The 26,963-nt window shown below is 68.4% G+C and carries 27 protein-coding genes and 1 pseudogene; 26 read left to right on the top strand and 2 right to left on the bottom strand.

Going from position 1 to position 26,963, the window contains the following annotated elements; genetic code table 11:
- The first annotated feature begins 23 nt into the window (after positions 1-23).
- From AB0H88_RS20770 to AB0H88_RS20755, 4 genes are all read left to right on the top strand, one after another.
- Entirely contained in the window at positions 24-992 is a 969-nt protein-coding gene (locus AB0H88_RS20770; protein WP_357646700.1) for a homoserine kinase, read from the top strand.
- Between the two features lie 456 nt (positions 993-1,448).
- Positions 1,449-3,584: a transcription termination factor Rho gene (gene rho, locus AB0H88_RS20765; protein WP_357646698.1), complete on the top strand. Its 2,136-nt coding sequence runs from the start codon at positions 1,449-1,451 to the stop codon at positions 3,582-3,584.
- Positions 3,585-3,869: 285 nt separating this feature from the next.
- Complete coding sequence (locus AB0H88_RS20760) at positions 3,870-5,081, top strand: sensor domain-containing protein (protein WP_357646696.1); 1,212 nt, start codon at positions 3,870-3,872, stop codon at positions 5,079-5,081.
- 9 nt (positions 5,082-5,090) lie between these two features.
- Complete coding sequence (locus AB0H88_RS20755; RefSeq protein ID WP_357646695.1) at positions 5,091-5,726, top strand: response regulator transcription factor; 636 nt, start codon at positions 5,091-5,093, stop codon at positions 5,724-5,726.
- A gap of 33 nt (positions 5,727-5,759) precedes the next feature.
- On the opposite strand, the gene AB0H88_RS20750 is transcribed toward AB0H88_RS20755, so the two are convergent.
- A complete protein-coding gene (locus AB0H88_RS20750; RefSeq protein WP_357646693.1) occupies positions 5,760-6,734 on the bottom strand; it encodes a hypothetical protein in 975 nt (324 codons plus the stop codon).
- Positions 6,735-7,011: 277 nt separating this feature from the next.
- On the opposite strand from AB0H88_RS20750, the gene rpmE reads away from it, so the two are divergent.
- The 20 genes and pseudogenes from rpmE (at position 7,012) to AB0H88_RS20650 (ending at position 24,224) form a co-directional block, all read left to right on the top strand.
- Entirely contained in the window at positions 7,012-7,230 is a 219-nt protein-coding gene (gene rpmE / locus AB0H88_RS20745) for a 50S ribosomal protein L31 (RefSeq protein ID WP_357646690.1), read from the top strand.
- Positions 7,231-7,319: 89 nt separating this feature from the next.
- Positions 7,320-8,372 carry a peptide chain release factor 1 gene (gene prfA, locus AB0H88_RS20740; RefSeq protein ID WP_357646689.1) on the top strand — a complete coding sequence of 351 codons (1,053 nt, stop codon included), beginning with the start codon at positions 7,320-7,322 and terminating at the stop codon, positions 8,370-8,372.
- On the top strand, positions 8,369-9,223 hold the full coding sequence (gene prmC / locus AB0H88_RS20735) for a peptide chain release factor N(5)-glutamine methyltransferase (RefSeq protein ID WP_225290358.1): 855 nt from the start codon (positions 8,369-8,371) through the stop codon (positions 9,221-9,223). Before prfA ends, prmC begins: the two co-directional genes overlap by 4 nt.
- A 117-nt stretch (positions 9,224-9,340) precedes the next feature.
- Entirely contained in the window at positions 9,341-9,988 is a 648-nt protein-coding gene (locus tag AB0H88_RS20730) for an L-threonylcarbamoyladenylate synthase (RefSeq protein WP_225290359.1), read from the top strand.
- A 406-nt stretch (positions 9,989-10,394) separates the two neighbouring features.
- A complete protein-coding gene (locus AB0H88_RS20725; protein ID WP_357646686.1) occupies positions 10,395-12,500 on the top strand; it encodes a hypothetical protein in 2,106 nt (701 codons plus the stop codon).
- The gene (locus tag AB0H88_RS20720) at positions 12,500-12,877 is read left to right on the top strand and encodes a hypothetical protein (RefSeq protein WP_357646684.1); all 378 of its coding nucleotides are present in this window, start codon (positions 12,500-12,502) and stop codon (positions 12,875-12,877) included. The genes AB0H88_RS20725 and AB0H88_RS20720 overlap by 1 nt, the downstream gene beginning before the upstream one ends.
- Before the next feature lie 12 nt (positions 12,878-12,889).
- Positions 12,890-13,261 (top strand): annotated as a pseudogene (locus AB0H88_RS20715) (hypothetical protein); the annotation flags it as partial.
- Between the two features lie 2 nt (positions 13,262-13,263).
- The gene (gene glyA / locus AB0H88_RS20710) at positions 13,264-14,529 is read left to right on the top strand and encodes a serine hydroxymethyltransferase (RefSeq protein WP_357646683.1); all 1,266 of its coding nucleotides are present in this window, start codon (positions 13,264-13,266) and stop codon (positions 14,527-14,529) included.
- Positions 14,530-14,599: 70 nt separating this feature from the next.
- Positions 14,600-15,892 carry an MraY family glycosyltransferase gene (locus AB0H88_RS20705; RefSeq protein ID WP_357646681.1) on the top strand — a complete coding sequence of 431 codons (1,293 nt, stop codon included), beginning with the start codon at positions 14,600-14,602 and terminating at the stop codon, positions 15,890-15,892.
- Positions 15,893-16,023: 131 nt separating this feature from the next.
- The gene (locus tag AB0H88_RS20700; RefSeq protein WP_357646679.1) at positions 16,024-16,446 is read left to right on the top strand and encodes a hypothetical protein; all 423 of its coding nucleotides are present in this window, start codon (positions 16,024-16,026) and stop codon (positions 16,444-16,446) included.
- A gap of 65 nt (positions 16,447-16,511) precedes the next feature.
- Positions 16,512-16,727 (top strand): AtpZ/AtpI family protein, encoded by a 216-nt coding sequence (locus AB0H88_RS20695; protein WP_214641702.1) that lies wholly within the window; start codon positions 16,512-16,514, stop codon positions 16,725-16,727.
- A 67-nt stretch (positions 16,728-16,794) separates the two neighbouring features.
- Positions 16,795-17,586 (top strand): F0F1 ATP synthase subunit A, encoded by a 792-nt coding sequence (atpB, locus tag AB0H88_RS20690; RefSeq protein ID WP_357646677.1) that lies wholly within the window; start codon positions 16,795-16,797, stop codon positions 17,584-17,586.
- 73 nt (positions 17,587-17,659) lie between these two features.
- On the top strand, positions 17,660-17,890 hold the full coding sequence (gene atpE, locus AB0H88_RS20685) for an ATP synthase F0 subunit C (RefSeq protein ID WP_185071369.1): 231 nt from the start codon (positions 17,660-17,662) through the stop codon (positions 17,888-17,890).
- Between the two features lie 37 nt (positions 17,891-17,927).
- Complete coding sequence (locus tag AB0H88_RS20680) at positions 17,928-18,473, top strand: F0F1 ATP synthase subunit B (protein WP_357647315.1); 546 nt, start codon at positions 17,928-17,930, stop codon at positions 18,471-18,473.
- Positions 18,474-18,481: 8 nt separating this feature from the next.
- Positions 18,482-19,291 (top strand): F0F1 ATP synthase subunit delta, encoded by an 810-nt coding sequence (locus AB0H88_RS20675; RefSeq protein ID WP_357646675.1) that lies wholly within the window; start codon positions 18,482-18,484, stop codon positions 19,289-19,291.
- A 24-nt stretch (positions 19,292-19,315) separates the two neighbouring features.
- Positions 19,316-20,965 (top strand): F0F1 ATP synthase subunit alpha, encoded by a 1,650-nt coding sequence (gene atpA / locus AB0H88_RS20670; RefSeq protein ID WP_357646673.1) that lies wholly within the window; start codon positions 19,316-19,318, stop codon positions 20,963-20,965.
- A gap of 3 nt (positions 20,966-20,968) precedes the next feature.
- Positions 20,969-21,871: a F0F1 ATP synthase subunit gamma gene (locus AB0H88_RS20665; RefSeq protein WP_357646671.1), complete on the top strand. Its 903-nt coding sequence runs from the start codon at positions 20,969-20,971 to the stop codon at positions 21,869-21,871.
- Position 21,872: 1 nt separating this feature from the next.
- Complete coding sequence (gene atpD / locus AB0H88_RS20660) at positions 21,873-23,318, top strand: F0F1 ATP synthase subunit beta (RefSeq protein ID WP_357646669.1); 1,446 nt, start codon at positions 21,873-21,875, stop codon at positions 23,316-23,318.
- Between the two features lie 61 nt (positions 23,319-23,379).
- Positions 23,380-23,781, top strand: coding sequence for a F0F1 ATP synthase subunit epsilon (locus tag AB0H88_RS20655; RefSeq protein WP_225290371.1), 402 nt, complete (start codon positions 23,380-23,382; stop codon positions 23,779-23,781).
- 62 nt (positions 23,782-23,843) lie between these two features.
- Complete coding sequence (locus tag AB0H88_RS20650; RefSeq protein ID WP_357646667.1) at positions 23,844-24,224, top strand: DUF2550 domain-containing protein; 381 nt, start codon at positions 23,844-23,846, stop codon at positions 24,222-24,224.
- A gap of 18 nt (positions 24,225-24,242) precedes the next feature.
- Here AB0H88_RS20650 and AB0H88_RS20645 read toward each other — a convergent pair whose 3' ends face one another.
- On the bottom strand, positions 24,243-24,833 hold the full coding sequence (locus AB0H88_RS20645) for a cob(I)yrinic acid a,c-diamide adenosyltransferase (RefSeq protein WP_357646665.1): 591 nt from the start codon (positions 24,831-24,833) through the stop codon (positions 24,243-24,245).
- 127 nt (positions 24,834-24,960) lie between these two features.
- On the opposite strand from AB0H88_RS20645, the gene AB0H88_RS20640 reads away from it, so the two are divergent.
- Together AB0H88_RS20640 and AB0H88_RS20635 are read left to right on the top strand one after the other, a co-directional pair.
- Entirely contained in the window at positions 24,961-25,857 is an 897-nt protein-coding gene (locus AB0H88_RS20640) for an ATP-binding cassette domain-containing protein (RefSeq protein WP_357646663.1), read from the top strand.
- On the top strand, positions 25,854-26,963 hold the full coding sequence (locus AB0H88_RS20635) for an ABC transporter permease (RefSeq protein ID WP_357646661.1): 1,110 nt from the start codon (positions 25,854-25,856) through the stop codon (positions 26,961-26,963). Before AB0H88_RS20640 ends, AB0H88_RS20635 begins: the two co-directional genes overlap by 4 nt.

Below are 26,963 nucleotides of genomic sequence, written 5' to 3'. Positions count from 1 at the left end.
GCGGCGGGGGAAAGATCAGGCGAATGAGCACCGTTGACATCCGTGTGCCTGCCACGTCGGCGAACCTGGGCCCCGGCTTCGACACCCTGGGCCTGGCCCTGGGCCTGTACGACGAGGTCCGGGCCACGCTGAGCGGCGAGCGGGGCGTCCACGTCACCGTCGAAGGACAGGGCGAAGGCGAGCTCGACCTCGGCGAAGGACACCTGGTCATCAAGGCCATGCGCAGGACGTTCGACCGCATGGGGGCCGCCCAGCCCGAAGGTATCCGGCTGCACTGCCTCAACCGCATCCCACACGCCCGCGGCCTGGGCTCGTCCTCGGCCGCGATCTGCGCGGGCATTCTCGCCGCCCGCGCGCTGGCGCGGCCCGCCGAATCGCGTACGGAAGCCGGTGACGAAGGGCCGCGCGCGGCCGGATTCTCCGATGGACACGGCCTTTCCGACGACGAGGTGTTCGCGCTGGCCACCGAGATGGAAGGGCATCCGGACAATGTCGCGCCATGCCTGGCCGGAGGCTTGACGATTGCGTGGACCGACCACTCCGGATCACCGCGTATGGTGAAACTGCTCCCGGATGTGCGCATCCAGCCTGTCGTGTTCGTTCCGGCGACGCGTCTGGCCACGGAGACCGCACGGGGGTTGTTGCCGAAGGACGTGCCCCACAAGGACGCCTCTTTCAACGCCGGCAGGGCTGCGCTGCTGATCGCGGCGCTGAGTCAGCGGCCGGAGCGCGGGCTGCTGCTCGCCGCCACCGAAGACCGACTTCACCAGAAATACCGTGCGCCTGCGATGCGGGCCAGTGCGGATCTGGTAGAACGTCTCCGTGCAGTGGGCGTGCCTGCGGTCGTTTCGGGAGCAGGTCCCACAGTTCTTGCGTTTTCGACACCGGATTCGCAGGATTTGATCGCGCCAGAAGTGGGTAATGACTGGCACATCCAGCTTATGGACGTCGACCCAGTTGGTGCGAACGTTCAGTTCCCCGAGACACGCTGATGCCTCTTTAGACCTTCAGGGAATAGCCGTGTGCGCTGGTGATGTTAGGCTGGTAGCCGCACCAGATGCCCCCTTGGTGGGTGCGTGCTTGTCAGCCACACATCGCTGCATAATGCTGCACGTCGCGAGGCGTGTGCAGCGCGGCTGTCTCCCCGGAATCCGTTGCCTCCGGTTGGCCCACACCCGGTTGGCCCAACGTGAGGCGGCGACGACGGGGGTCTGCGCGTTCGAATCACCTCGACATCTGGCTGGCGACAGCAACCTGAGGGGTGTCATCCACGCGTCACTGTCCTGTGGCCGCTTGGACGTGCCTCTCCCCAAGAGTGGCGGTCGTCCCCAGCGGCGGCCGAAGATCGCAACGTGCACCCCGACCCGGTCTGTCCCGCCGGATCGCAAGCACCTCCGGGACGCCCGGCAGAACAAAACCGGCGCCCGACCCCTGGGAAGGACCTTTAGTTGAGCGACACCACCGAACTCCTCTCCGACGCACCAGGCTCACCTGCGCAGCCCGCGTCCGGCGACACCCCCACCCGCGCCGCGGCCAAGCCGCGCGCGCGTCGCTCCGGCACCGGCCTGTCCGCCAAGGTGCTGCCCGAGCTGCAGAAAATGGCCGCTGAGCTGGGCATCAGCGGCACCGGGCGCATGCGGAAGAGCCAGCTCATCGCGGCCATCCAGGAGAAGCAGGGTGGCGGCCCCGGAGAAGGCGCGCCCGCTGCCGTAGCCGAGGCCCCGGCCGTCGCCGACGCGGCGCCCGCCGCGGAGCGGCCCACGAGGGCACGCCGGGAACGTTCCCGCCCCAAGACCGTTGAAGAGCCCGTCGCGCAGGCTCCCGAGCCGGTGGCCGCGGCCCCCGAGCCCGTGGCCGCCGCCGCCCCGGCCGAGCCGGTCGTGGAGCAGGCCCAGCCCGCCGACGCCCAGCTCGACCCGCGTGGCGACCGTGGTGAGAGCCGCCGTGAGCGGCGCACCAGAGGCGAGCGCCGTGACCGTGGTGATCGTGGCGGCAGCGACCGTTCCGGCAACGACCGTTCCGGCAACGACCGCGGTGAGGGCGGCCGCGATGTCCGTGACAGCCGTGACAGCCGCGATGTCCGTGACGGTCGCGATGTTCGTGACGGCCGTGACAGCCGTGGCGAGAGCAGCCGTGACGTTCGGGACGGCCGGGATGGCCGTGACAACCGTGATGGTGGCCGTGATGGTGGCCGTGACGGTGGTCGCATGGACCAGCGTGAGCGTGTGGCCGACAGCGGCCGCGGCGGTGACCCGCGCGGCGGCAACGACCAGCGCGGTGACCAGCGCAGCGACCCCCGCAACGATCAGCGGGGCGACTCGCGCAACGATCCGCGCGGTGGCGACGACGACGGCAGCGGTCGTGGCAGGCGGGGCCGGTTCAGGGAGCGCAACCGCGGCCGTGGCCGTGAGCGCTTCGAGAGCAACGAGCCCGTGATCGGCGACGACGACGTACTCATCCCGATCGCCGGCATCCTCGACATCCTCGACAACTACGCGTTCGTCAGGACGAGCGGCTACCTGCCCGGCAGCAACGACGTCTACGTCTCGCTCGCCCAGATCCGCCGCAACGGCCTGCGCAAGGGCGACGTCATCACCGGCGCCGTCCGGCAGCCGCGCGACGGCGAGCGCCGCGAGAAGTTCAACGCCCTGGTCCGCCTCGACACCGTCAACGGCATGGACCCGGAGCAGGCCCGCAACCGGCCCGACTTCAACAAGCTCACGCCGCTCTACCCGCAGGACCGCCTGCGCCTCGAGACCGAGCCGAACATCCTCACCACGCGGATCATCGACCTCGTCTCGCCGATCGGCAAGGGCCAGCGCGGCCTCATCGTCTCGCCGCCCAAGGCCGGTAAGACGATGGTCCTCCAGGCGATCGCCAACGCGATCACCCGCAACAACACCGAGTGCCACCTGATGGTCGTGCTGGTGGACGAGCGGCCTGAAGAGGTCACCGACATGCAGCGGTCGGTCAAGGGCGAGGTCATCCACTCGACCTTCGACCGTCCCGCCGAGGACCACACCACGGTCGCCGAACTCGCCATCGAGCGGGCCAAGCGTCTGGTGGAGCTGGGCCACGACGTGGTCGTGCTGCTCGACTCGATCACCCGCCTCGGGCGCGCCTACAACCTCGCGGCTCCCGCGAGCGGGCGCATCCTGTCGGGTGGTGTCGACTCGACTGCGCTCTACCCGCCCAAGCGCTTCTTCGGCGCCGCCCGCAACATCGAGAACGGCGGCTCGCTGACGATCCTCGCCACGGCCCTGGTCGAGACCGGGTCCAAGATGGACGAGGTCATCTTCGAGGAGTTCAAGGGCACCGGCAACATGGAGCTCAAGCTCAGCCGCTCCCTGGCCGACAAGCGCATCTTCCCCGCGGTGGACGTCGACGCGTCCAGCACCCGTAAGGAAGAGATCCTCATGGCCAAGGACGAGCTCCAGATCGTCTGGAAGCTGCGCCGGGTGCTGCACGCGCTCGACACGCAGCAGTCGCTGGAGCTGCTCCTGGAGAAGATGAAGGAGACCAAGTCCAACGCTGAGTTCCTCCTGCAGGTCCAGAAGACCACGGTGAGCAACGACCGCGACTGACGCTGGTTCAAGGGGGCGGCAGAGTTCTTCTCTGCCGCCCCCTTTTTTCTCTTGTACGGCAGGCGTCACGGGCCCCACATGGGGTCGAGGACCTCCAGGGACACGGCCGCCGACCCCATAGGCGGCCCGCTGTGGCGAGGCGATGACACTGGGGTTAACCCCACCTGAGGACGGAAGTCCGCCACATTCTCTGCGGCCGGTTGGACGGGCACCCTTGATGGCATGGTTGCTGTGCCGTTGAGGGAGCGCGTGCCGTTGGGGCCCCGGGGGCCCATTGGCGTTGTGGTGGATCCGGCCACGTGGCGGGCCGTGCCCTACATGCTGGTCAGTCTGGCCTTCGGGGTCGGCTGGTTCGCCGTGCTGGCCGTGGCGGTGCCGTTCTCCGTCGCGCTGGTGATCCTGTGGGTGGGCATCCCGCTGGTGCTGCTGACCATGTTCGCGTGGCGCGGAGCGGCGATGCTGGAGCGCCGGGTGCTGTGGGCCGCGCTGGGCGTACGGATCGCCGACCCCTACCGCACCCGGCCCGAGCGGGGGATCGGCGCCCATGTGGGGTGGTTGTTCAAGGATCCGGCCACCTGGAAGGACCTCGGCTATCTGCTGCTGCTGTTCCCGCTGAGCCTGGTGGAGTTCGTGGTGTCCGCTCTGTCATGGGTGGGGACCATCACGCTGATCACCGCGCCCTTCTGGCACGCGCAGGGTGAGGCGCTGCTGTTCGGCGACGTCCTGGCCGTCGACAGCTGGCCGGGGGCGGTGCTCAGCACGATCCTGGGCTTCTGCATGCTGGCCGTGACCGCCTATGCCGTACGCGGGATGGCCTGGCTGCACGGCACGCTGGCCGTGGTGCTGCTCAGCGGGAGCGAGGAGGAGCGGCTGCGGGCCAGCAGGGCCAGGGGCATCGACGCGGCCGAGGCCGAGCGCCGCAGGATCGAACGCGACCTGCACGACGGCGCCCAGCAGCGGCTGCTGTCCGTCGCGGTGGACCTCGGGCGGGCGCAGGCCAAGCTCGACCACGCCCCCGAAGAGGCCAGGCTCCTGATCGCCCAGGCGCACAGCGGCACGAAGGCCGCGATCGCCGAGCTACGCGACCTGGCCAGGGGCATCCATCCGGCCATCCTGAGCGACCGGGGACTCGACGCGGCGCTGTCCGGGCTCGCCGCGCGGGCGCCGGTGCACGTGGACGTGGCGGTCGAGCTCGGCACGATCGACGAGCGGCCACCCCCGGCCGTGGAGAGCATCGCCTACTTCATCGTGGCCGAGGCCCTGGCCAACATGGCCAAACACGCGGCCGCAACCGAGGCGTCCGTGCGAGTGACCAGGGAAAACCGGCAGGTGCTCGTCGACGTGTGGGACAACGGCATCGGCGGCGCCCTGGTCAGCGCGGGCGGCGGCCTGTCGGGGTTAGCCGACCGGGCGGCCACCATAGACGGGATGCTCATCCTGCACAGCCCCGTCGGCGGTCCCACCCTCGTGCGCGCGGAGTTGCCCTGCGAGTGGTAGGCATTGCACATGCGCGTGGTCATCGCCGAGGATTCCGTACTGCTCCGCGAGGGGCTGGCCCGGCTGCTAGCCGACGGAGGCATCGAGACCGTCGCGGCGGTCTCCGATGGGCCGTCCCTGATCACCGCGGTCAAGGAGCACGTTCCCGACCTGGCGATCGTCGACGTCCGGATGCCGCCGAGCCACACCGACGAGGGCCTGCGCGCCGCGTTGAAGGTACGGGCGGCCAGGCCGGACTTCCCGATCCTGGTGCTGTCGCAATACGTCGAGGAACACTACGCGGGTGAGCTCATCGGCCCGGCTGTCGGCTATCTGCTGAAGGAGCGGGTGGCCGACGTGGCCGAGTTCCTGGAGGCCGTGCGGCAGGTGGCGGCGGGCGGCACGGTCATCGACCCGGAGGTGGTGATGCAGCTCCTCAGCAGGCAGCGGCGTGGCGCCCCGCTCGACACGCTGTCCCGGCGCGAGCGCGAGGTGCTGGCGCTGATGGCCGAGGGCCGCTCCAACACGGCCATCGCCGCCCAGCTGGTCGTCACCGAAGGGGCCGTGGAGAAGCACATCTCCGGGATCTTCGCCAAGCTGGCCCTCGGGCCGGCGCCCGAGGACCATCGGCGAGTGCTCGCCGTACTCACCTACCTGGGTCGTTGACCACCTGACGCCCAAGAAGATCTGGGGCGTCGACTACCTGACGTCCACGAACTCCTGGGGCGACAGCGCGCTGCGGGTCTTGCTCGTGCCGGGCGCCTTGACGCGGAAGTAGCCGTCCTTCTTCATGGTGAAGGACCTGGCGTACTTGCCGGTCGAGTTCGTCTTCACGAAGCGCAGGAGCTTGTACGTCTTGGTGCCCTTGGTCTTGAAGTAGACCTCCAGCTTCTTCTTCGGATACGCCTTGGAGCCGCGATAGACCTTGCCGGAGACCGTGACGGAGGCGCCCTTCCGTACCTTGGCCGGGGCCTTGATCGTGATCCTGACCTTGGCCTTCTTCGAGGCGCCGCCCACCGGGGCGACGACGGTGAAGGAGCTGACGCCCTTGAGCGACTGGCCGCCGCGGTTGGCGTACACCTCCAGCGTCCACTCGCCAGGAGGCGTGTCGTCGCTGAAGAAGGTGCTGCCGCGGTAATAGCCGTCGGAGCCACGTTCCAGGTCGCCCAGGTCGTAGGACTCGTTGGACTCCTCGCTGATGAGCTTGGCGGAGACCGACTCCGCATCGGTCACCGAAGCCTTCACCGAGACCTTGACGTCCTTGCCCTTGACCAGGCGCACCGGGTTGGGCGTGACGCCGCCGCTGGTGATGCCCTGCTTGCCGGAGACATTGAGGACGAAGGCATTGCTACCGGTGCCCGAGGCGCGCGGGACGCTGACGTTCAGCTTCCAGTCGCCGGCGGGGTCGTCCTTGCCGATGCCGAACGTGCCGGTGATCGTCGTCTCCGTGGCCTTGCTCGCCGGAGACGGCCGGAAGTCGAAGGACACCTCCCGTGCCGATTTGCCGGGCGGAGTGATGCTGCCGGTGACGGCCGCCGTGACGGTCGCCGGGTCCTTCAGCCTGAGAGTGACGCTGACTTCGATGTCCCGGTCGACCGGGATGAACGCGTCCGACGTGGCAGCCCCGTTGAAGTCGCTTCCAGCACTGGCCGCTCGCGCGGCCGAGAGGTTCACGCATCCGAGGAGAAGCGCGGCCCCCGTAGCGGTCGCGAGTAGCGACCGCAGCCCCTTCTTCATCTGATCGCAGTCCTTATGGGATAAAAGTAATGGTTTGTGCGCGGGAGCCTAATGTGATGACAGTGAGTCCGCTATAAGGTTCCGGGAATGCCCGGTGGCCTGGGACGGTTACAGCATCTGGCACACTGGTAGCTGACCCGCAGCGGTTCCGGCTCCCGCCCGCGTTTGATCGCGACTTCTGGCGACCCGGCGGCCGCACCTCGAAAGGACAGCAATGAAGCCCGACATCCACCCCGCCTACAACGTGACCCAGGTGTCCTGCACCTGCGGCAACACGTTCACCACCCGTAGCACCGCCAAGAACGGCGCCATCCACGCCGACGTGTGCTCGGCCTGCCACCCGTTCTACACGGGCAAGCAGAAGATCCTCGACACCGGCGGCCGGGTCGCGCGCTTCGAGAAGCGCTTCGGCAAGAAGTCCTCGGGCAACTAGCTTCACCGACGCCGATCCGGACGCACTCACGTGCGCCGGGTCGGCGTTCTTGGTGAAGAGACCGTTACACCCCAGAAGAAGGACGCACGGTGAATCTCGACGAGTTGCTCAAGGAGTATTCCGAGCTGGAGCTGCAGCTCGCCGATCCCGCCGTGCACGCCGACCAGAACAAGGCCCGCACTCTCGGCAGGCGTTACCGGCAGCTGACCCCGATCGTGGGCACCTACCGGGAGCTGACGTCGGCCCGCGACGACCTGGTCGCGGCCAAGGAGCTGGCGGGCGAGGACGAGGGCTTCGCCGCGGAGGCGGCCGAGATCGAGGAGCGCATCCCGCGCCTCGAAGAGCGGCTCAAACACCTGCTCATCCCGCGTGATCCCAACGATGACAAAGACATCATCATGGAGATCAAGGCGGGCGAGGGCGGCGAGGAGTCCGCGCTGTTCGCCGGCGACCTGCTCCGGATGTATCTGCGTTACGCGGAGCGGCTCGGCTGGAAGACCGAGATCATCGACACCCAGCACTCCGACCTGGGCGGCTACAAGGACGTCACGGTCGCGATCAAGGCCAAGGGCGACGAGGGCGTGTGGTCCAGGCTCAAGTTCGAGGGCGGCGTACACCGTGTGCAGCGGGTGCCCGTCACCGAGTCGCAGGGCCGCATCCACACCAGCGCCGCGGGCGTGCTCATCTACCCCGAGGCCGAGGACGTCGAGGTCCAGATCGACCCCAACGAGCTGCGCATCGACGTCTACCGCTCCAGCGGCCCCGGCGGACAGAGCGTCAACACCACCGACTCCGCGGTCCGGATCACCCACCTGCCCACGGGCACCGTGGTCTCCTGCCAGAACGAGAAGAGCCAGCTCCAGAACAAGGAGTCGGCGCTGCGCATCCTGCGCGCCCGGCTGCTGGCCATCGCCCAGGAGCAGGCCGAGGCCGCCGCGCAGGCCGAACGCAAGTCGCAGGTGCGGACGGTCGACCGTTCCGAGCGGGTTCGCACGTACAACTTCCCGGAAAACCGCATCTCCGACCACCGAGTCGGCTTCAAGGCGTATAACCTCGACCAAGTTCTCGACGGCGAACTCACCGCCGTCACCCAGGCCCTCATCGACGCCGAAATGGCGGAGAAGCTCGCACAACACTCATGACATTTCTGCTGGACGAAATCGCCCTCGCCACCGCACGGCTGGCCGAGGCAGGTGTGCCCTCACCGCGTACGGATGCGGAGGAGATCGCGGCATTCGTCCACTCCGTGCGCAGGAGCGAGCTGCACACGGTCAAGGACGCCGACTTCGACGCGCTTTTCTGGGAGGGCGTCGCCAGGCGCGAGGCCCGCGAGCCGCTGCAGCACATCACCGGCCACGCCTATTTCCGCTACCTGGAGCTCGCGGTCGGGCCCGGCGTGTTCGTACCACGGCCCGAGACCGAGGTGATGGCGGGCTGGGCCATCGAGACGCTGCGCGCGATGGACGTCGCCGCGCCCCTGGTCGTCGACCTCGGCACCGGCTCGGGTGCGATCGCGCTGTCGATCGCCCAGGAGGTCGCGCTCTCCGAGGTGCACGCCGTCGAGGTCGACCCCGGCGCCTACGGGTGGGCCAAGCGCAACATCTCCGAACACGGTCAGGGCCGTACCCACCTGCACCCGGACGACCTGGCCGAAGCCCTGCCCGAGCTCAACGGCAAGGTGGACCTGGTCATCTCCAACCCGCCCTACATCCCTCCCGGCGCGATCCCGCGTGACCCCGAGGTGCGCGACTACGACCCCTCGCGGGCCCTCTACGGCACCGGGGACGACGGTCTGGGCGAGGTACGCGCCGTCGAACGGACCGCGCGCCGCCTTCTGCGCCCCGGTGGCTGGGTCTCCGTCGAACACGCCGACGAGCAGGGCAGGGCCGTCTACCTGACGTTCCCCGAGGACAACGGCTGGCGGGACGTACGACTGCGGCAGGATCTGACCCGCAGGGACCGCTTCGTCACGGCCAGACTCGGCCAGGACTAGGATGCACGCGAGCGGCGCGGCCTTCTCCTGACGGCGAGAGGCCGCGAAGCGACCGAATGAGGAGGGGGGAGCCTCGAGAGCACCGCTCCCCGCCGAGCGGAGCGAGGCGATAAGACCGTGGGAAGACGCTTTGACTGCACGGACATGGAGCAGCGGGCCGAGGGCCTGACGGAGGCCGCCTCCGCCGTACGCCGCGGCGAGCTGGTGGTGCTGCCGACCGACACGGTCTACGGGATAGGCGCCGACGCCTTCACACCCGCGGCGATCACCGCCCTGCTCGAGGCGAAGGGGCGCGGCCGCGACATGCCGCCACCGGTCCTCGTCGGCACCGTCAGGGCGGCCAACGCTCTGGTCGACGACCTGGGACCGTACGGTCAGGACCTCATCGACGCCTTCTGGCCCGGTCCGCTCACGCTCGTCTGCAAGGCCAACCGGGCGCTGTCCTGGGACCTGGGCGAGACCAAGGGCACGGTCGCGCTGCGCATGCCGCTCCACCCGGTCGCGCTCGACCTGCTGAAGGAGACCGGCCCGATGGCCGTCTCCAGCGCCAACCGCTCGGGCGCCCCGGCGGCCGTCACGGCGGCGGAGGCCGAGGAGCAGCTGGGCGAGTCGGTCGCTGTCTACCTGGACGGCGGCAAGACCACGGACAACACGCCGTCCACGATCCTCGACCTGACCACGGCGGTGCCGCGGATGCTCAGGCGGGGGGCGATCCCGGTGGAGAAACTACGCGGCATCATCGGCTACGTCGCCACCGACGACTGACCGTCATCGGCTTGGCCGCCACCGACGACTGACCGTCATCGGCTAGGCCGCCACCGACGACTGACCACCGGGCCTGTCGGCTTGGTGTGTCCGCTTGGCCCGTCCGTCTGTCCGTCCGCCTGATTTGTCCGGCGGGCCTGTCGGTCTGCCCGCTTGCCTGGTCCGTCCGTCCGTCCGCCCAGCCCGCCTGGATGCCTCCTCGGCGTCGCCCTGTCCGTCCTGTCGGGCTATCCGGTCTGTCTGGCCTGCTCACCTCGCCGATTGGCGCGTTCGTTCGTACGGTCGGCGATCGGCGTGTACGGCTCGGAGGGACGCCTGACGTATACCGTCTGATTATCCCGGCTGCGGTGATGCCAGCAGGCCCTTACGGTGAAGTCCGGAGCGGCGAGACGTCCGGGAGTGACCCATGGGCAAGTTCGACGGCATGGATCCCAAGCTGGTCCGTGATCTGCTGGCCGAGGTCAAGAACGCGGTCACGCAGATGCGGTCGGTCGAGGGCCGTGTCGGGCAGGTCATGAGCGGGGCGGGTCTGGCTACCCAGACCACCCATCGCCCGGTCCAGGTGGCCGACGCCGCCGAGGTGATGGTCCGCGACGTGACGGCCCGGCTTGGGCTGCTGGAGAAGAAGGCCGATCATCCGCGGGTGGGGGATCAGCCCAAGGAGGCCGCGCCGACGGTGGGCAGCGACGCCAAGGACGGCGACGAGCCCAAGAAGGACAGAGGCGACGAGCGGTCCAAGTACGAGAACCCGCGAGCCGACGACGGCACCCCTGCCGACAAGCCGGACGCCAAAACAGGCGAGGACAAGCCCGACGCGAAGACGGGCGATAAGCCTGATGCGAAGGCGGACGATAAGCCGGACGCGAAGACGGGCGAGGACAAGCCCGACGCGAAGACGGATGACAAGCCTGATGCGAAGGCGGATGACAAGCCGGACGCGAAGACGGGCGAGGACAAGCCCGACGCGAAGGCGGATGACAAGCCTGATGCGAAGGCGGATGACAAGCCGGACGCGAAGACCGACGATAAGCCGGATGCCAAGACGGGCGAGGACAAGCCTGATGCCAAGGCTTGCGATGATGACAAACCGGATGCCAAGACCGGTGAGGACAAGCCCGACGCCAAGACGGGTGACGACAAACCGGATGCCGACGTCACCACGCCCGACACCGGTGACGAGCCCAAGGACGACGACATCGCCAGCCGGCGCGATCGCGGCGCCGACTCCGACAGCGGGATCATCGACACCCCGGCCAAGGACCATCCCGACGACTCCGACCCGCACAAACCGCGGGTCATCGTGGTCGACGGTGTCAAGGTGCTCCAGGTGCCCATCGATCCGCCTACGGCCGAGGAGTTGCGGGCGCTGCTCGACGACATCGACAAGGTGCAGCCCGCCGAGATGCCCTCGGTCTCCGGCGACGCGTCCACGCACGGTACGGACGTCAACGCCTGGCCCAAGGACGGCAGCGACGTGGTGTCCATCGACGCCAAGCCGCTGGACCCCGGCGCGCTGTCGACGGCGGGGGACCATGCGCGCGACATCCAGCCGGCCGAGATGCCGAGAGTGGAGGTCCCGGCGGGCGAGTACGGCACGGGCGAGTGGGCACCCAGGCACATCAGCCCCGACGGTCAGCCGGGGACGATCGACACCGGCAACATAGCCGCGTCCACGGGACACAACCCATCAACGGGGGACATAGCCTCCACAACCGGCACGCCGTCCATGAACGACATATCGGGCTCGACGGCGGACACGGCCGCCACGGCCCAGACGGCCGACTCCGCCCCAACAGCCCCGACCACCGACTCCACCCCGACGGCGGACGCACCCACGGCTACGACCGATACCGGCGAGTGCCAGGCGACGGACACGGGGACGCGCTCGACCGGCGACGGGCCGGTGGTCACACCGACGGATCCGCCGGGTCAGCAGGTTCCGGATCACAGGGCCGGTGACGTGACGCCGACCAACCCGCCGGGTCAGCAGGTTCCGGATCACAGGGCCGGTGACGTGACGCCGACCAACCCGCCGGGTCAGCAGGTGCCAGACCACAGAGCAGGTGACACGGCGCCGACCAATCCCTCGGGGCAGCGGGCCACGGATGTCTCGATGCCCACCGTCGGTGAACCGGTCGTGGTGCCGCCCACCGAGCCGTCGGCGGATCAGGGCGCCTCCACCGCGCCGCCCACCACCGACGGCGCGACGCCCCCGCCCGCCGACACCTCCACCCGCGAGACCGCCGCTACGACCGTCTACGCGGCGCAAGGGGCCGATGCCGGGAAGTGGGCCGGCGACGGCAGCGACGTCGTATCCATCGACGTGAAGCCGCTGGACCCCGATGCGCTCAGGACCCTGGTCGAACACGCTCGTGACGTTCAGCCCATGGACATGCCGGGCGTGCAGGTCCCGGAGGGCGAGTACGGCAAGGGCGGGTGGGCGCTCAGAGACATTCAGCCAGATGGGCCGCCCGGCACGATCGAGCCGGGGACCCACGGGAGGAGCGTGTGATGTACCTGGACCCGCCCGCCCCCCAACCCCGCCAGCCGGGCGAGAACCCGCCCGTCAACGGCAACGGCAACCCCCTGGAAGCCCACCCAAGGGCCTGGGAGTTCAATCCCGAGTATCAGCGCCTGGTCACCGCCTGGCAGACCGTCCTACCCCTGCTGGAGAGCCTCACAACGGCCCTTGACAAGGCGTACCAGCTCGCCAGGAGCCCGCAGACGTGGGATGCCCCCGTTGGTACCCGCTACGTCGAGGACATCGGGGCGTGGCGCTCCAGGCTCGCCCTTTACCGCCAGGCTGTTCTGACGTCGATCAGCGAGGAGGCCGCCGACACGCCCCGCTGGGTGCCCAGCGCGATCGGCGCGCCCCACGCGTTCTCCTGACCGTCCGACCGACCGACCGACCGACCGACCGACCGACCGACCGACCGCCCGACCGACCGACCGACCGCCCGCCCGCCCCACCGACCGCCCCACCGACCGCTCTGCGGCCGCTCGGCTGGGCCGCTGGGCCCATCCACCCCACTGGCCACCCCGCCGGCCGCTCGGTTCACCGCCTCATCTGGTGCGGTGGCCTCAACGGGTCTGTGGGTGTCTCGTCACACGACCGTCTCAATCCCTGTGACGGTCCGTGGTGGGCGGGGATCCCCTCGGGGAAGGGAGAACGGATGCCCGGCGAACGTTCGTGGGCACCGCACTGGTCGCCCGCCTGACCGCCGGACCGACCGCAGGGCATGGGAAAAACGGACAAATGGCCGTACAGTGTGAGGATGGGTGTACCGCCCTATTACGGTCCCGATTTCGGACGGCTTCAGCGGCAGGACCCCGAGCTGGCTCAGGTGCTGCTCGACGAGCTGGAACGGGTCCGCGGCGGTCTCCAGCTGATCGCGAGCGAGAACCTCACCTCCCCAGCGGTCTTGGCCGCTCTGGGATCCACCCTCACCAACAAGTACGCCGAAGGCTACCCGGGCCATCGCTACTACGGCGGCTGCGAGGTCGTCGACCGGGCGGAGCGGCTGGCGATCGAGCGGGCGTTGAGGCTGTTCGGCGCCGAGCACGCCAACGTGCAGCCCCACTCGGGGGCCTCCGCGAACCTCGCGGCGTACGCGGCCCTGCTGCAGCCCGGCGACACCATGCTGGCCATGGACCTGCTGCATGGCGGCCATCTCACCCATGGCTCGAAGGTGAACTTCTCGGGAAGATGGTTCGACGTCGTGTCATACGGGGTGCGGCGTGACACCGAACTCATCGACTACGACGAAGTGCGGGACCTGGCGCTGCGGCATCAGCCGAAGGTGATCGTCTGTGGCGCCACCGCATACGCCCAGCTGATCGACTTCGCCGTCTTCCGCGGCATCGCGGACGAGGTGGGCGCCTGGCTGCTCGCCGACGCGGCGCATCCGATCGGGCTGATGGCGGGTGGCGCCATCCCGTCCGCCGTGCCGTACGCGGACGTGGTCACGTACACCACGCACAAGGCGCTGCGCGGACCGCGCGGGGGCGGCATCCTCTGTACGGCGGAGCTCGCCGCGCGAATCGACCGGGCGGTGTACCCGTTCATCCAGAGCGGCCCCCTCATGCACGCCGTGGCGGCCAAGGCGGTGGCGTTCGGCGAGGCGCTGCGGCCCGAGTTCGGCGAGTACGCCAAGCAGGTGGTCGCCAATGCCCAGGCCCTGTGCGACTCGCTGGCGGCCGAGGGGATGCGGCCGGTGTCGGGTGGCACGCAGACGCATCTGATGCTCATCGACCTGCGGGAACTGGGCGTGTCGGGCGCCGAGGCCGAGCGGCGGTGCGCCGCGGCGGGAATCACGCTGAACCGGAATGTGATCCCGTATGATCCGGAGCCTCCGGCCGTGACGTCCGGGATACGTGTCGGCACGCCGTGCCTCACCACGCAGGGGATGGGGCCCCAGGAGTTGAAGGAAGTGGGGGCCCTGCTCGTGCGGGCAGTGCGCCATCCGGGCACTGCTGCCGAGGTCAGGGGCCAGGTTGCGACCCTGTTGACGGCCTTCCAGCCATATGACAGCCAATATTAAGAGCCAAAATTAAGCTGGTGTGTGTCGATTTCCGGTCACAGCCGGTCGGAGCATCCAGGAAACTAGGTCCGTGCGCGAATACCTGTTCATGGCGCTCATTGCGGCAGCGGTGACGTATCTGCTCGTCCCGCTGGTGCGCCGCTTCGCCATCCGCATCGGCGCCATGCCCGAGGTCCGCGAACGCGACGTGCACACCACGCCGACGCCGAGGTTGGGCGGTCTGGCCATGTACGGCGGGCTGGTCGTCGGGCTGCTGGTGGCCAGCGAGCTGACCAACACCGGCAAGGTGCTGAGCGAGGCCGAAGGCAAGCCGGTGATGGCGTTGATCATCTCGGGCGGCCTCATCACGTTGACGGGGTTCCTCGACGACTGGTGGGGCATGGACGCCTTCATCAAGCTGGCCGGCCAGATCGCGGCCGCCGGCGTGCTCGTCTGGTTCGGCCTGCGGCTCACCTACATCCCGCTGCCGAAGGACTGGGGCGGCTCCACCAGCCTCGACTACACGCTGAGCACCGTCATCACGATCATGGTCGTGGTGGTGGCGATCAACGCGGTCAACTTCGTCGACGGCCTCGACGGCCTGGCGGCGGGGATCGTCTGCATCGCGGGCATGGCCACGTGGGCCTACTCGATCTTCCTCAAACAGAGCATCAGCGGCGACCGCATCGCCACCACGGCGGCCATCGCCGCCATCCTCATCGGCTGCTGCCTGGGATTCCTGCCGCACAACTTCCATCCCGCGAAGATCTTCATGGGCGACACCGGGGCGATGCTCATCGGGCTCGTGCTCGCCTCCTCGATCGTCACCGTGACGCCGGTCGACCCGTCGGTCATCGAGGGCATGAACCGGGTGCCGGTGCTGCTGCCCCTGCTCGTGCCCGCCGCGGTGCTGGTGCTCCCGCTCATCGACCTGGTCACCGCGGTCGTGCGGCGCACCTCGCACGGCATGTCGCCGTTCGCGCCCGACCGCGGTCACCTGCACCATCGCCTGCTCGACATCGGCCACTCCCACCGCCGCACCGTGCTGATCATGTACGCGTGGACGTTCCTGTTCGCGTTCGGCATCGTCGCGCTGTCCACGATCGGCGTGCCCGTCCTGCTGTTCCCGGTGGTCATCCTGCTCGCGCTCGGCGTGCTGGTCCTGATGGCCGCGCCACGCTGGCGGGGCAGGGGCGGCCTCCACTCCCGCGGCAGGTCCGACGACGACGGCCCGCCCACCGGCCCCATGCCGCCGATCGTGCCGGAAGCCGAGGTCAGGCGGCAGGCCCCGCCCCCCATCGGCCCGCCGCCCATCGGTCCGTCGCAGGAGCGCGCGAGCGCCGCGGCGAAACCGGTCATTCCTGCCGTTCCAGGTCGTTCATGATCGCGAACTAGAAACGGCAGGTAAAAGCGGTCTTCCGTGAGCTTGTGATATCTTTCACGAGCAGGGGCCCCCAATGCACCGGCTTTGGGGGTAGCAAACGCTCGCTTGATAACATGCTTACTGGAGCACCGATGCAGGCCAACGACGTGCGCGTACTCAAGAGTGCCGCGATCCCCACCCTCGCGGTTGGGGTGGTCGCCGTGGTCGTGGCCCTGCTCCTGTCGGGAGCGAAGGGAGCGCTGGGCGCGGCCATCGGCACTGCGCTCGTCGGTGTCTTCTTCAGCATCAGCGTGGTGGCCGTCTCCTACGCGGCCCGAGTTTCCCCGCAAATCATGGCCATCGTCGCGATGGTGAGCTACCTCATCAAAGTCATCGCCATCATGGCGATGCTGGCGGCCTTCGGTGACACCACGGCGTGGAACAACAAGGCTTTTGCCTGGTCCGTCGTGGTATGCACGCTCGTCTGGACGGCCTTCGAGGTCCGGGCGTTCATGAAGACAAAAATGCTTTATGTCGACCCCGAAGCCAAGGTCCCGGGGAACGGTGGCCCATGAGGCTGGTAAAGGGATGGGGTCCGATATGACTAGTCCTCTACTTGCCTGCTATCGTCGGCCCCGCGATGAGCGAACAGGAACGCCGACCGGAAGACGACGGTCAGGACTTCGCCAACGCCGCATGGTCGATCCCCAGCTATCTGCTCGCCGGGATGGCGATCTATGGCGGCGGCGGCTGGTTGCTGGACCGTTGGCTCGACACGTCCGCGTTCTTCCCTATAGGCGTCGTCCTGGGGATCGTGCTGTCCGTGTACCTGGTCTACCGCAAGTACGGTCGCTAGCCGCACGGCGCGACCACTTCGCTGAGGAAACCCTTGTGATCCGCTACGACGTTGAAGGGAACGCCGCGTGAGTGCGCTGACGGTCCTCGCCGACGATCAGTTCAAGGCGCCGTCGCCTGATGAACTGTTCAATTTCGCCCCCATCATTCCCGGGGTGGACTGGTTCACCAAGCCGGTTCTTCTCGCGCTCCTCAGCTCGATCATCGTGATCGGCTTCTGCTGGGCGGCCTTCGCCAGCCCGAAGATCGTGCCACGGGGAGTCCAGAATGTCGCCGAATACGGCTACATGTTCGTCCGCGACCAGGTCGCCCGGCCCTTCCTGGGCAAGGACGCCGACCGGTGGATGGGCCTGCTGCTGACGCTGTTCTTCCTGGTCTTCCTGTGGAACATCATGGGCGTCATCCCGATACTCCAGTTCCCGGTGGCCTCGCACATCGCCTTCCCGGCCGTGCTCGCGATCTCGATCTACGTGCTGAAGGTCTACCTGGGCGTCAAGCACCAGGGGCCGATCGGCTACTTCAAGAACATGATGTTCCCGCCGGGACTGCCCAAGCCGATCTACCTGCTGCTGTCGCCCATCGAGTTCCTGTCGAACATGATCATCGCGCCGTTCACGCACGCGGTCCGACTGTTCGCGAACATGTTCGCCGGCCACATGCTCCTCGCGTTCTTCAGCATGGTGGGCTTCTGGTTCCTGTTCGAGAAGCTGACCCCGCTGGGCGCGACTGTCGGCGTCATCGGCGTCGTGATGACCATCATCTTCACCGCGTTCGAGATCTTCATCCAGTTCCTGCAGGCGTTCCTGTTCGCCATGCTGGCCTCGATGTACATCGGCGGCGCACTTCACGCAGAGCACTGAGAACCATCCATACCGGAATATCCATGACCGGTGGAGACACGCTTCACCGGCCGTCCAGTAAAGGAATACAGCAATGAGCGTTCTCGCTGAGGTCTCCGGCAACGTCACCGCCATCGGTTACGGTCTCGCCGCCATCGGCCCCGGCATCGGCGTCGGCATCATCTTCGGTCAGGGCGTGCAGGCCATCGCGCGTCAGCCCGAGGCCTACGGCCTGATCCGCCAGAACATGCTCCTCGGCTTCGTCCTCACCGAGGCCCTCGCCCTGCTCGGTCTGGTCGCGCCGTTCATCTTCCAGGCGCTCTGACCAGAAGAATCCCTGACGAAAGGCTGCATCCATGACTATGGCAGCTACGATCCTCGCCGCGGAGGGTGGGTCCAACCCCCTCATCCCGCACACGTTCGAGCTCGTCGTCGGTATCTTCTCGTTCTTGGTCGTCCTCTTTGTAGTCGGTAAGCTGCTCGTCCCCCGCATCCAGAAGACGCTGGCCGAGCGGACCGAAGCTATCGAAGGCGGCATAAAGAGAGCGGAAGAGGCTCAGGCCGAGGCCCTCAACCTGCAGAAGCAGTACCGCGAACAACTGGCCGAGGCCAGGCAGGAAGCGGCTCGTCTCCGTGAGGAGGCTCGCGAGCAGGCCGCGGAGATCCGGGCAGAGCTCCGCGAGGAGGCGCAGGCCGAGGCCCGCCGTCTCGTCGAGGCGGCGCACGCCCAGATCGAGGCGGACCGGCAGGCGGCGTTCGCCCAGCTCCGTACCGAGATCGGCCGTCTGTCGACCGACCTGGCCGGCCGCATCGTCGGTGAGTCCCTTGAGGACGAGGCCCGGCAGAGCCGCGTCATCGACCGGTTCCTCGACGAGCTGGAGCGTTCGGACGCGCAGGCGGTGCGGTGAGCGACCAGATGAGAGGCCTCAGCAAGGACTCGCTCGCCGTGGTCGAGGAGCGGTTCAACGCTGTGGCGGGCTCGGCGGACCTGGGCCTGCTGGCCGAGGACCTCAACGCGATCGCGGACCTGCTGGACCGTGAGCACGGACTGCGCCGGGCCCTGTCGGACCCGGCCCGGCCCGCCGCTCAGAAGGCGCAGGTCATTCGGAATCTGCTCGATGGCAAGGTCAGTGCGGCCGCGCTCGCCACGGCCGAGGCCGCGGTCGAGGTCAAGTGGTCGCGCGCCGGCGACCTGGCCGACGTGCTCGAACGGCTCGGCGTCGTCGCCGCGGCCGCGGAGGCCGAGGCGCAGGGCAAGCTGGACGACGTGGAGGACGAGCTCTTCCGCTTCGGCCGGATCGTCGCCGCCAACCCCGCGCTCCGCCTGGCCCTCACCGACGCGGCCGCTCCCGAGGAGGGCAAGCGGCAGCTGCTGCAGGACCTGCTCGGCGGCCGTGTCGCCCCCACCAGCCTGCGTCTGATCACGCAAGTGGTCGTGCATCCTCGAGGGCGTAGCCTGGAGGCAGGCCTGGAGGAGTTCAGCCGGCTGGTGGCGCAGCAGCGCCAGCGCCTCGTCGCGACGGTGCGCACCGCGGTCGAGCTGACCGGGGAGCAGAAGCAGCGCCTCACGACGTGGTTGCGCACCTCTTACGGTCGCGACGTGCACGTCAACGTCGAAGTGGATCCCCGAGTGCTCGGTGGTTTCTCGGTCCGCATCGGCGACGAGATCATCGACACCACCATTGTGGGACGAATCGAAGAAGTCCGCCGCCGGTTGGCCGGCTAGGGCGATAGAGGAGACAGAGAAGAGATGGCGGAGCTTACGATCCGGCCGGACGAGATCCGGGACGCGCTTGAGCGCTTCGTCCAGGCGTACGAACCGGAAGGCGCCGCGCGCGAGGAGATCGGGACCGTCGTCGACTGTGGCGACGGCATCGCCCATGTCTCCGGCCTTCCCTCGGCGATGGCGAACGAGCTGCTCGAGTTCGAGGACGGCACGCGCGGCCTGGCACTCAACCTCGACACCCGCGAGATCGGTGTCGTGGTCCTGGGCGACTTCAGCAGCATCGAGGAGGGCCAGACGGTCCGCCGGACGGGCGAGGTCCTGTCGGTGCCCGTCGGCGATGGCTTCCTCGGCCGTGTGGTCGACCCCCTCGGCAACCCGCTCGACGGCAAGGGTGCCATCGAGTCCGAGGGCCTGCGCGCCCTCGAACTCCAGGCCCCGTCGGTCGTCCAGCGGCAGCCGGTGAAGCAGCCGCTGCAGACCGGCATCAAGGCGATCGACGCCATGACGCCGATCGGCCGTGGCCAGCGCCAGCTGATCATCGGTGACCGTGGCACCGGCAAGACCGCGATCGCCGTGGACACCATCATCAACCAGCGCGACAACTGGGCCTCCGGTGACCCGGACAAGCAGGTGCGCTGCGTCTACGTCGCGGTCGGCCAGAAGGGCTCGACGATCGCCCAGGTGCGGGCTCGCCTTGAGGAGGCGGGCGCGCTCGAGTACACCACGATCGTCGCCGCCCCGGCATCCGACCCCGCGGGCTACAAGTACATTTCGCCCTACACCGGTTCCGCCATCGGGCAGCACTGGATGTACCAGGGCAAGCACGTTCTCATCGTCTTCGACGACCTGACCAAGCAGGCCGACGCCTACCGCGCGGTCTCGCTGCTGCTGCGCCGTCCGCCGGGCCGTGAGGCCTTCCCGGGCGACGTCTTCTACCTCCACTCCCGCCTGCTGGAGCGCTGCGCCAAGCTCTCCAACGACATGGGCGCGGGGTCGATGACCGGTCTGCCGATCATCGAGACGAAGGGTAACGACGTCTCGGCGTTCATCCCGACCAACGTCATCTCCATCACCGACGGGCAGTGCTTCCTGGAGACCGACTACTTCAACGCCGGTATCCGCCCCGCCATCAACGTCGGTATCTCGGTCTCGCGAGTCGGTGGCTCGGCGCAGATCAAGGCGATGCGGAAGGTCGCGGGCACGCTGCGTCTGTCGCTGTCGCAGTATCGCGACCTGGAGGCCTTCGCGGCCTTCGCGTCCGACCTCGACGCGGCGTCCAAGGCTCAGCTGGAGCGCGGTCAGCGCCTGACCGAGCTGCTCAAGCAGGCCCAGTACTCGCCGTTCTCGGTCGAGCGCGAGGTCGTGTCGGTCTGGGCCGGCACCACCGGTGAGCTCGACGAGGTGCCGGTCGAGGACATCCGCCGCTTCGAGTCGGAGTTCCTGGACTACCTGCAGAGCAAGCACAAGGGCGTCTTCGACAGCATCCGTGAGACCAACGATCTGCTGGACGACACGGTGACCGTCCTCAAGGACGCCGTCACGGAGTTCAAGAAGTCCTTCACCACCTTCTCCGGCGAGCTCCTGGTCAAGGACGAGCCGGTCGCACCGCTCGAAGAGGGCGAGGTCGGCCAGGAGAAGATTCGCAAGGTCGTCCGCTCGGCGGAGAAGAAGTAGCCCATGGGTGCCCAGCTAAGGCTGCTGCGGCGGCGGATCAAGTCGGTCAAGTCGACCGCCAAGATCACCCGCGCTCAGGAGCTCATCGCCTCTTCGCGGATCGTGAAGGCGCAGATGCGGATGCAGGCGGCGCTGCCGTACGAGCGTGAGATCACTCGCGCCGTCACCGGCGTCGTGAGCAACGCGGCGAGCGTCGACCATCCGCTGACCGTGGCGAAGGACAATCCCACCAAGGCGGGCGTGCTCGTCGTCACCAGCGACAGCGGGTTCTGCGGCGGCTTCAACGCCAACGTCCTGCGCGAGGCCGAGGCCCTGCGCGGACTGCTGAAGAGCCGCGGCCTGGAGGTCATCCCGTTCGTCACCGGCCGTAAGGGTGTCACCTGGCACTCCTTCCGTAACCGGATGATGGGCGGGCAGTGGGTCGGCTTCTCCAGGAAGCCCGCCTACAGCGACGCCAAGGAGATCGCCGAGCTGCTGATCGAGTCGTTCAAGGACGAGAACGGGATCGACGAGATCCACATCGTCTCGACCGAGTTCGTCTCGATGCTCACGCAGAACGTCGTGGTCAAGCGCATCCTGCCGCTGGAGGTCGAGGAGACCGAGGCGAGCGAGAGCGACGCGATCCCGCCCTACTTCGAGTTCGAGCCCACCGCGGCCGACGTACTCGAGTCGCTGCTGCCGCGTTACGTGGAGTCCCGCATCTTCACGGCGCTGCTGGAGTCGGCGGCTTCAGAGGAGGCCGCGCGTCGCCGCGCGATGAAGTCCGCCACGGACAACGCCAACGAGCTGATCCGCGTGTTCACCATGCAGATGAACCAGGCTCGTCAGGCGGAGATCACCCAGGAAATCAGCGAGATCGTCGGTGGCGCCAACGCGCTCGCTGACGCCGCAGCGGGGAAAGAGTGAAATGACTGCAGAGGCTGTTGAGACCGTTGAGACCCCCGCGGCCGGTGTCGGCCGCGTGGCTCGGGTCACAGGGCCCGTCGTCGACGTGGAGTTCCCCGTCGAGGCGATGCCCGACATCTACAATGCACTGACCATCGACGTCACCCTCGGTGACGACACCAAGCTGCTGACCCTCGAGGTCGCCCAGCACCTCGGTGACAACATCATCCGGGCCATCTCCATGCAGCCCACCGATGGCGTGGTCCGGGGCGCGGCCGTCACCGACACCGGCTTGCCGATCTCGGTGCCCGTCGGCGACGTCGTCAAGGGTCACGTGTGGAACACGCTCGGCGAGTCGCTGGACGTGCCGACCGCTTCTCTCAAGATCAACGAGAAGTGGGGCATCCACCGGCCGTCGCCGCCGTTCGACCAGCTCGAGTCCCGCACTGAGATGCTCGTCACGGGCATCAAGGTCATCGACCTGCTCACGCCGTACGTGCAGGGTGGGAAGATCGGCCTGTTCGGCGGCGCGGGTGTGGGCAAGACCGTCCTCATCCAGGAGATGATCCGCCGGGTCGCCCGCAACTTCGGTGGCACCTCGGTGTTCGCCGGCGTCGGCGAGCGTACCCGTGAGGGCAACGACCTCTGGCTGGAGATGGAGGAGGCGGACGTCCTCAAGGACACCGCGCTCGTCTTCGGTCAGATGGACGAGCCGCCGGGCACCCGTCTGCGGGTCGCCCTGTCGGCGCTGACGATGGCGGAGTACTTCCGCGACGTGCAGAAGCAGGACGTGCTGCTCTTCATCGACAACATCTTCCGCTTCACGCAGGCCGGCTCCGAGGTGTCCACGCTCCTCGGTCGCATGCCGTCGGCGGTGGGCTACCAGCCCACGCTGGCCGACGAGATGGGTGTGCTCCAGGAGCGCATCACCTCGACGCGCGGTCACTCGATCACCTCCATGCAGGCGATCTACGTGCCCGCCGACGACATCACCGACCCGGCCCCGCACAACGCGTTCGCGCACCTCGACGCGCAGACCGTGCTCTCCCGGCCGATCTCGGAGAAGGGCATCTACCCCGCGGTGGACCCGCTCGACTCCAACTCCCGCATCCTCGACCCGCAGATCGTGGGCGAGGAGCACTACGCGGTGGCCCAGGAGACCAAGCGGATCCTGCAGAAGTACCGCGAGCTCCAGGACATCATCGCCATCCTCGGTATCGACGAGCTGTCGGAAGAGGACAAGGTCACCGTCCAGCGGGCCCGCCGTATCGAGCGGTTCCTGTCGCACCCGATGTACGCCGCCGAGGCGTTCACCGGCCAGCCCGGCGAGAACGTGCCGCTGGAGGAGACCATCCGCTCCTTCAAGGGCCTGTGCGCCGGCGAGTACGACCACCTGCCCGAGCAGGCGTTCTTCATGGTGGGCGGCATCGACCAGGCCATCGCCAAGGCCAAGGAACTCGAGCGCTGATCGCCCGCGGTGGGGGTATGGCGCGAGCCGTACCCCCACTCCTGTCCGGAAAGGAGCCTACGTGGCGAAGCTACGAGTAGGCGTTGTCTCGCCCGAGCGTGAGATCTGGTCGGGCGAGGCCGACATGGTGATTGCCAAGACCGTGGACGGCGAGATCGGTATTATGCCGCAACACGCACCTGTGCTCGGCGTCCTCGTCGAGGGCGGCGTGCTGCGCGTGAAGCGGGAGGGCAAGGGCGACCTGGTCGCGGCGGTCCACGGCGGATTCATCTCCGTGGCCGACGACGAGGTGTCCGTGCTCGCCGAGGTCGCCGAGCTCGGCTCGGAGGTCGACATCGCGGCGGCCCGTGACGCTCTCGAACGCGCGCAGGCCTCGATCGAGGCCGACCAGGCGGACGCCGACGCGGCCGTCGAGGCCAAGCGTGCCAAGGCCCGGCTGCGCGCGGCCGGCGAGGAGGTCTAGATCCTTGAGGTCTGGATCCTTGAGGTCTACTTTTTGAAGCGGGTTTGATGCAAGGGGGCGGCTTGGTAGCGACGGTTCTCATCTGTGTGCTGCTGGTCGCCGTCCTGGTGGTGTTGCGCGGGCTCCTGGTGGTGCGCTCCCGGGGGAGTGTGCCCTGCCGCCTGCGCGTGGGCGACCACGGCTGGCAGCGCGGGGTAGCCCGCTACGCCGACGGGGAGCTCCATTGGATCCCGCTCATAGGTCTGCGACTCAGGCCCCGCCACGCGATCGCGAGGCGGGGCCTCGTCGTTTCCTCCCGGCGGGAGCTGGACAGCGGGTTCTACGCGGTGGACTGTTCGGGCACCACCCGGGACCTCTCGCTGGCGATGAGCGCGGACGCGCTGACCGGGTTTCTCGCCTGGCTCGAATCCGCGCCGCCGGGCGCGTATCTGGACGTCGCTTAGACCCCCGTGGGCACCGCGCTAGCGGGTGCCGCCTGGCTTCCAGAGGATCTCGTTGCCCGCGTGCGCGACCCTGCACAGGACGAACAGCAGGTCTGACAGGCGGTTGAGGTATCTGGCCGTCAGTGGGTTCATGTCCTCGTGTGCTCCCAGCGCCGCCCACGTCGTACGTTCGGCGCGCCGGACGGTGACCCTGGCCACGTGCAGCCCGGCTGTCGCCGGGTCGCCGCCGGGGAGGATGAAGCTGCGCAGCGGCTTGAGCTGCTCGTTGAACTCATCGCACCGCGCCTCCAGCCAGTCGATGTAGGACTGCTCGACCCTCAGCGGCGGGAACTCCGGGTGGTCCGTGACCGGGGTCGCCAGGTCGGCGCCCACGTCGAAGAGCTCGTTCTGGACGCGGATCAGCACTGCCGTCAGCTCCATCGGCAGCGTGCCGTGGGATATGGCCAGGCCCAGATGGGCGTTCGCCTCCTCCACGTCCGCGTAGGCCGCCAGGCGGAGGTCGGTCTTGGCGGCGCGGCTCATGTCGCTCAGAGCGGTCGTGCCGTCGTCTCCGGTGCGGGTGTAGATCCGGGAGAGGACGACCGGCTTGTCCTTGTCGGCACGCGTCATGAGGTCAGCGTAATGACAAAAGTCACCCGGAACGGACGCGGGGCGCATACGGCGCCGGTGATTTCCGCGACTACCAGCGCGCATCGCCACCCGCGACGATGGCTTGCATGATGAAGGAGAGGATCTGATGCTCGAGATCAGCGAGCTGCGTAAGCGCTTCGCCGGTGGGCCGGACGCGCCGGAGGGCAAGGTGGCCCTCGACGGGATCAGCTTCGCCGTACGGCCGGGCGAGATGTTCGGGTTCGTCGGCGCGAACGGCGCCGGCAAGACGACCACCATGCGGATCGTCATGGGTGTGCTGCAGCCCGACGAAGGCTCGGTCGGCTGGCAGGGCCGGCCGTTGGAGTACACCGACCGGCGGCGGTTCGGCTACATGCCCGAGGAGCGGGGCCTGTACCAGAAGATGCGGGTCGCCGAGCAGGTCGAGTACTTCGGCCGGCTGCACGGCATGGACGCCGCGGCGGCCAGGACGGCGGCCGGCGACCTGCTGGAGCGGCTGGGCCTGACCGAGCGCCGGGGTGACGCGGTGGAGGCGCTGTCGCTGGGCAACCAGCAGCGCGTGCAGCTCGCGGTGGCGCTGGTGCACGATCCCGAGGTGCTGGTGCTCGACGAGCCGTTCTCCGGGCTCGACCCCATCGCGGTGGACGCGCTGGCCACGGTGTTGCAGGAGCGGTGCCGCGGGGGCGTGCCGGTCATCTTCTCCAGCCATCAGCTGGAGCTGGTGGAGCGGCTGTGCGACTCGGTCGGCATCGTGTCGGCCGGCCGGATGGTGGCCAGCGGCACGGTCGCTGACCTGCGGGCGGCGGAGAGCCGTACGCTCCGCGTCGTGGTGCGCGACCCGGCGCCCGGGTGGGCCGACGGCCTGCCCGGCACCGTCACCGTCACCGGCGAGCGGCACGTGCTGCTCACCACCGACGGCGACGACCAGGAGATCCTGCGCCGCGCCATGAAGGCCGGGCAGGTCGAGCACTTCGGCGCCGAGCAGCCGACCCTGACCGAGATCTTCAAGGAGGCCGTGGCGTGAACAGCGTGATCCTGGTGGCGCGGCGCGAGATCGCCACCCATATCCGGACGAAGGCATTCGTCATCGGACTGCTCATCACCGCCGTGCTCGTGGGCGCGGTGGCGTTCGCGCCGAAGATCCTGGGCGGCCCCGACTCGTACAAGATCGGCGCCGTGAACTCCCGGCAACTGCCGCTCAAGGCGGCGGCGCCGGACGCGGAGATCGAGTGGCGCACGTTCCCCGACGAGGCGGCGGCCAAGAAGGCGGTGCTCGACGGCGACGTGGACGCGGCGCTGGTGAACAACACCAAGGTGCTCACCGACGGCGAGATCGACTCCCAGCTCGGCGTGCTGCTGCAGAGCACCAACCGGGAGCTCAAGCTGGGCGCCGCGGGCGTGTCGATCCCACCGCTCCAGATGGTGTCCGTGGGCGCCGACACCCGCTACCAGGCCGCCAGGACCGGGATCGCCGTGGTGCTCGTCCTCGTGCTCTTCATGCTGATCATCGGACAGGTCATGATGGTCGCCATGGGAGTGGTGGAGGAGAAGGGCAGCCGGATCGTGGAGATCCTGCTCACCTCGGTCCGGCCGTGGCAGCTGCTCGCCGGCAAGATCATCGGCCTGGGCGCGCTCGGCCTGATCAACCTCGTCACGATCCTGGTGGTCGGGGTGTCGGCCTCGGTGGTCTCGGGCGTCGCGGTGGACTTCCCGCCCGGTCTGCCGGGGATCGTGGCGGGGGTGCTGCTCTGGTTCGTGCTCGGCTACGCCTTCTTCGCCACGCTCGCGGCCGCGTTCAGCTCGCTGGTCTCCCGGCAGGAGGAGGTGAGCAACGTGATGTCGCCCCTGACCATGCTGATCATGGTGACCTACTTCGGGGCCTTCTACGCCACCACCGACCCCACCGGGACGCTGGCCAAGGTCGCCTCGCTCGTCCCGCCGTTCTCCTCGATGGTCATGCCGGTGCGGATGGCCGCCGCCGACGTGCCGCTCTGGGAGATAGGGCTGTCCACGGTGCTGATGCTGCTCGCCGTGGCGGGCGTGCTGTCCTTCGGCGCGAAGGTGTACGAGCGGGCGGTGCTGCGGACCGGGGCCAGGATCAAGCTCGGCGACGTACTGCGCGCGAAATAG

The sequence above is a fragment of the Nonomuraea sp. NPDC050680 genome, assembly GCF_040654555.1.
GTDB lineage: Bacteria > Actinomycetota > Actinomycetes > Streptosporangiales > Streptosporangiaceae > Nonomuraea.
This window is presented reverse-complemented; position numbering and strand designations above follow the sequence as displayed.